This is a genomic window from Gemmobacter sp. LW-1, assembly GCF_001303875.1.
In the GTDB taxonomy this organism is placed as follows: Bacteria; Pseudomonadota; Alphaproteobacteria; order Rhodobacterales; family Rhodobacteraceae; genus Gemmobacter; species Gemmobacter caeni.
Map to the genome: position 1 here is coordinate 42,342 of NZ_LJSC01000046.1, position 5,122 is coordinate 47,463.

Annotated in this window: 5 protein-coding genes; all 5 read right to left on the minus strand. The window is 67.7% G+C overall.

The window, feature by feature from the left end:
* A partial coding sequence (locus tag AO684_RS13065; protein WP_161806016.1) for a deoxyribodipyrimidine photo-lyase occupies positions 1–335 on the minus strand: 335 nt, incomplete at its 3' end.
* A 47-nt stretch (positions 336–382) separates the two neighbouring features.
* Complete coding sequence (locus AO684_RS13070) at positions 383–1,282, minus strand: LysR family transcriptional regulator (protein ID WP_054303189.1); 900 nt, start codon at positions 1,280–1,282, stop codon at positions 383–385.
* 56 nt (positions 1,283–1,338) lie between these two features.
* A complete protein-coding gene (locus AO684_RS13075) occupies positions 1,339–3,708 on the minus strand; it encodes an aldehyde dehydrogenase family protein (protein WP_200907815.1) in 2,370 nt (789 codons plus the stop codon).
* A gap of 10 nt (positions 3,709–3,718) precedes the next feature.
* On the minus strand, positions 3,719–4,678 hold the full coding sequence (gene deoC / locus AO684_RS13080) for a deoxyribose-phosphate aldolase (protein ID WP_054303190.1): 960 nt from the start codon (positions 4,676–4,678) through the stop codon (positions 3,719–3,721).
* Positions 4,671–5,122, minus strand: a 452-nt coding sequence (locus AO684_RS13085) for a sugar-binding domain-containing protein (RefSeq protein ID WP_304437868.1), incomplete at its 5' end; no start/stop codon positions are given. The genes AO684_RS13085 and deoC, both read right to left, overlap by 8 nt.

A 5,122-nucleotide genomic window follows, 5' to 3' on the forward strand; every position in this document is an offset into this window, starting at 1 on the left:
GCGCGCGCCCATTCCGCCACTCGCGATTCGGCTGCACTGCCCGCCTGCTGTGTCACGATTTCGGTGATACGATGGGCGCGGACCAGACGCTCCATCACCGGGACCGGATCGCCGACCCGGATCGCCAGCGGAAGCTCCAGTGCCGCCAGCGCCGCGGCCAGATCCTTCAGGCTTTCGCTGCAGAAGGCCCAGTGGCGGGCAGAGCGATCCGGGCTTGCCCAATGATCGGGGTCCACCACATAAAGCGGCAGAACCGGACCGCGCGCGGCGGCGAAAGCCAGCGCCGGGTGATCTTCTGCCCGCAGATCCTGATTGAACCAGACGAGAACATTCATGGAACATTTCTAGCCTGCCTGTTCTGCGCCGTCAAATGCGGCGAAGCTCAGGCGGCCATCCGGCGCAGCACGCGGGTCAGGATCGCCGCGACGGCGACATGAGCGGGTGAGGGGCTGCGGTCGCGGGCACGCAGCAGTGCCACCTCGCGCGCGATATCGGGGGCGGTCAATGCGCGTGCCACGATGGGGCGGCCATGCACCGCCGCTTTGGCATAGGCGGGCAGCACCGCAATCAGCCCCGCCTGTTCCACCAGTGCCAGCGCGGTATGGATCTGATGCACCTCCAGCGCCGGACGGAACGGCTGGCCCGCGCTTTCATAGCCGACTTCGGTGAGCAGTCGCAGCCCGCTTTCGCGTGTCAGCGCCACCTGCGGCTGGCCCGCGATCTGCGTCCAGGTCAGGTCCGGCTGGCTGGCAAGGGCATGATCGGTGGCCAGAAACACCATCAGTCGGTCGCGCAGCACCGGCGTCACCACCACGCCCTCCTCTCCGGGCTGGAAAGTGCCAAGCCCCAGATCGGCCCGCCCGTTGCGCACTTGCCCGACAATCGCATCGGTGCCCAGATCCTCGACCCGCAGCGACAGGTCGGGATGGTGCGCGGCGGTTTCGCGGATCACGGCGGGCAGCACGGCGGCCGCCAGCAGCGGCGGCGCCGCAATCCGCAGCCGCCCGCGCCGCAACTGGCCCAGATCCTGCACATTGCTGACCGCGCGGTCGAGTTCCGTCAGCACCACGAAGGCTGAGGCGGCAAAGGCCTCGCCCGCCTCGGTCAGGTCGACGCGGCGGGTCGTGCGGTCGAACAACCGCGCACCCAAGCCGGTTTCCAGATCGCGGATCGCCTGGCTCAGGGCCGGTTGTGTGGTGTTCATCCGCTCGGCGGCACGGGAAAAGCTGCCAAGCTCCGCCACCGCCTGAAAGCATTCGATCTGTCGCACGCTGGGCTTCATCGCATGTCCCCTGGCTTATGAAAGCCCTGTATACATGCGATGAAGCCAATGGCCAATCAGGCGCCGTAGGGCAGCCAGATGGTTTTCACCTGTACGGCGCGGTGCAGGAACTCGCGCCCCTGTCCCTGCGCCGGGTCCAGCCAGTCGCGGGTCAGGCCCTGATCGGTCCAGACCGGCTTCAGGTTCCCGGCGCTCGCGGTTTCCACCATCGCCACGCCACTGGCCGAGCCGCAATACCACAGCGCCGCCACATCGTCATGTTCGGCCAGCGTTTTCGCCAGTTCGTCGCGGGCGCCGGTCAACAGGTTCACCACGCCACCCGGAATGTCCGAGGTTTCCAGCACCTGATAAAGCCGCGTCGCAATCAGCGGGTGGCTTTGCGAGGCGACGGCCACCACGCGGTTGCCCATGGCGATGGCGGGCAGGATCAGCGACATCAGGCCCAGAAGTGGCGCCTCGTCGGGGGCGATCAGGCCCATGGTGCCGAAGGGTTCGTTCACTGTCAGGGTGACATGGTTTGATTTGGTGGCCGTCACTGCGCCGTCGAACTTGTCGGCCTGCGCCGCGTACCAGAAGGCGCGGCGCAGCGTCGCTGCAACCTCCTCGGCCGGTTTCGGGGTGCCACAAGCGGCCAGCGCGGCGGTGAATTCCTCGGCCCGCTGCGACAGGTTCTCGGCCAGGAAATACAGCACCTGTGCACGGTTATGGGCAGTCACGCCGCCCCAGCCGCTGGCCTTGCCCGCAGCCTCCACCGCGTTGCGCACATCCTTGCGGTTGGCCAAGGCGGCCTGACCCAGCGCCACGCCGCCCTTGCCGGTGGCGGTATAGCTTTGTCCGCCATCCGCCCGTGTCTGCTTGCCGCCGATATAAAGCTTCGCCGTGACGTCGATGCCCGCGCGGTCAGCCTTGCCCGCGTGGGGGGCCACGCCGGACAGCGGCGCCGGATCTGGGCGCGGCTTGCCCGGCCGCGCGGGGGCGGCGAGGTATTCGCGCATCCCTGCGCGGCCGCCCTCGCGCCCGTAACCGCTTTCGCGGTAGCCGCCGAAGGGGGCGCCCGCGTCGAAGATATTGGTGGCATTGATCCAGACCACGCCCGCCTTGACCTTGGCTGCGACCTCGATCGCCCGGTCGATGTTCTGCGACCAGACCGAGGCGGCGAGGCCATAGCGCGTGTCATTGGCGAGCGTGATGGCCTCGTCCGGGGTGCGGAAGGTCAGGGTGGTGGCGACGGGGCCGAAGATCTCGGTCTGGCTGATGGTGTGGGCGGGAGCGGTGCCGGTCAGGAAGCCCGGCGCGCAGAAGGCGCCCTGCGCGGGCATCTGCGCCGGCGCGCGATGCAGGGTCGCGCCCTCTGCCTCCGCCTGCGCCAGCAGACCGTGGATGCGTGCCAACTGCTTGCGCGACACCACGGCGCCGACATCCATGGTCTTGTCCAGCGGATCGCCGATGCGCAGCGTCGCCATCCGCTTTCGCAGCCTGTCGAAGAAGCGTGGCGCCACGCCTTCCTGAACCAGAATGCGGGAACCGGCGCAGCAGACCTCGCCCTGATTGAACCAGATCGCATCGACCACGCCTTCGACAGCGGCGTCCAGATCGGCATCCTCGAACACGATGAAGGGCGATTTTCCACCCAGTTCCAGCGACAGTTTCTTGCCCGAACCGGCGATCTGGCGCCGGATTACCCGGCCCACCTCGGTCGAGCCGGTGAAGGCCACCTTGGCCACGCCCTCATGCCCCGCAATCAGGGCGCCGGTAGCCCCGTCGCCGTTCACGATGTTCAGAACGCCGGGCGGCAGGCCGATCTCGGCGCAGATCTCCGCGAAAGCAAAGGCCGTCAGCGGCGTCAGATCGGCGGGTTTCAGCACGACGGTATTGCCCGCCGCCAAAGCGGGGGCCACCTTCCACGCCAGCATCAGCAGCGGGAAGTTCCAGGGGATGATCTGGCCGCAGGCCCCCAGTGCCGTATGGCCCGGAAATTCATCCGCCATCAGCTCGGCCCAGCCCGCGTGGTGATAGAAATGCCGCGCGACCAGTGGCACGTCGATGTCGCGGCTTTCGCGGATGGTCTTGCCGTTGTCCAGTGTCTCCAGCACCGAGAGGAAGCGTTCGCGCTTCTGCACATGGCGGGCGAGGGCGTAAAGGTAGCGCGCCCGGTCATGCCCCGGCAGGGCCGCCCATTTGGGGAAGGCCGCGCGGGCGGCCTGCACCGCCGCATCCACCTCGGCGACCGTGCCAAGCCCCAGGCGGGTCAGTACCGCATCGGTCGCGGGGTTCACCACCTCCACCGTCTCGCCCTCGGGCGCGGTGAAGCGGCCGTTGATGAAATGGCCGATGACGGGGCGGGCCGCGATCCAGGCCAGTGCGTCACTCGCGGATTCGGGGGCGGGGCCGTAATCCATGGTCTGCATGAGATCCTTGATGGTCATGGTCTTCTCCTCAGGCCAGCGCATGCCTGTTGGCGGCCGAGTAGCGGCCCGTCACATGATGTTCCAGCTGACGTTCAATATCGCCCAGCATGGACGAGGCACCGATGCGGAACAGATCGGGCATGCACCAGCGGCTGCCCATTTCCTCTTTCATCAGGATCAGCCAGTTCATCGCATCCTTCGCGGTTTTCAGCCCGCCCGCAGGCTTGAAGCCCACCCACTGGCCCGTGCGGTCGCCAAAGTCGCGCAGCGCCCGCACCATGGTCAGCGAGACGGGTAGGGTGGCGTTCACCTCTTCCTTGCCGGTCGAGGTCTTGATGAAATCGGCGCCCGCCTGCATCGCGACCATGCTGGCCTTGTAGACATTGGTCAGGGTTTTCAGATCGCCTGTGGCCAGGATCGCCTTCATATGCGCGTCGCCGCAAGCCTCGCGCATCTGGCGGATTTCATCGTAAAGCGCCGCCCAGTTGCCGGTCAGCGCCTGTTCGCGGGTGATCACGATGTCAATCTCCGCCGCGCCCTGATCGACGGCATAACGGATTTCCGCCAGTCGCAGCGGCAGCGGCGTCAGCCCGGCGGGAAAGCCGGTGGCGACCGAGGCGACGGGGATGCCCGAGCCATCGAGCGCTTTCACCGCATGGGGCACCATCGTGGGATAGACGCAGACCGCGCCGACGGTCAGCATCTCAAGACCCAGCGCCGCCAGCAGATCGGGGCGCAGCGGCTGCCGCGCCTTGGCGCAAAGCCGCTGCACGCGTCCGGCGGTGTCATCGCCTGCCAGTGTCGTCAGGTCGATGCAGGTGATGGCGCGGGCAAGCCATGCCGCCTGATGATCCTTCTTCACGGTCCGGCGGCCAGGCAGGCTGGCGGCGCGGCGTTCGGCGGCGGATCGGTTGACGCTGACATTTTCGAACCATTCCGGGGTGAATTCCGTGCCGGTCATCCGGGGGAACGTGCCGTTTTCACTCATTCGGGGTCTCCAGCAGGAAATGGGCGGTGACGTCGTCAGTCACGAGGACCGAGACATATCCGGCCTGCAAGGCGGCGCGGGCGATGGCGTGTTTTTCCGCCCCCGCCACAAGGGCCAGACGATGTTCGGCATGGGGCAGGCGGTGCAGTGGCAGGCCCAGCGTACGGGCATCCAGCGCCGCATCGACCGGCTGCCCCGCCGCATCGACGAAACGGCCAAGGATGTCGCCCACCGCGCCGTGGGCGCGCAGCGTGTCGATTTCAGCGGGGCTGAGGTAGCCCTGCGCGCAAAGGGCAGACCGATGCGAGACGCCGCCCATCGAAAAGGCCACCAACGATGCGTCCCCGGCGCGTGCCATGGCGCGGGCGATCACCGGATCGGCCTCCAGCGCGCGGCAGGTCGAGGGCTGGCCAAGGATCGCGGGCACCGGCAGCAGCGTGGCGC

Bases quoted from the DNA above. Each gene is read 5' to 3' on its own strand.
- AO684_RS13070 (WP_054303189.1), bottom strand. From the start codon at position 1,282: ATGAAGCCCAGCGTGCGACAGATCGAATGCTTTCAGGCGGTGGCGGAG.
- AO684_RS13075 (WP_200907815.1), bottom strand. From the start codon at position 3,708: ATGACCATCAAGGATCTCATGCAGACCATGGATTACGGCCCCGCCCCC.
- deoC (WP_054303190.1), bottom strand. From the start codon at position 4,678: ATGAGTGAAAACGGCACGTTCCCCCGGATGACCGGCACGGAATTCACC.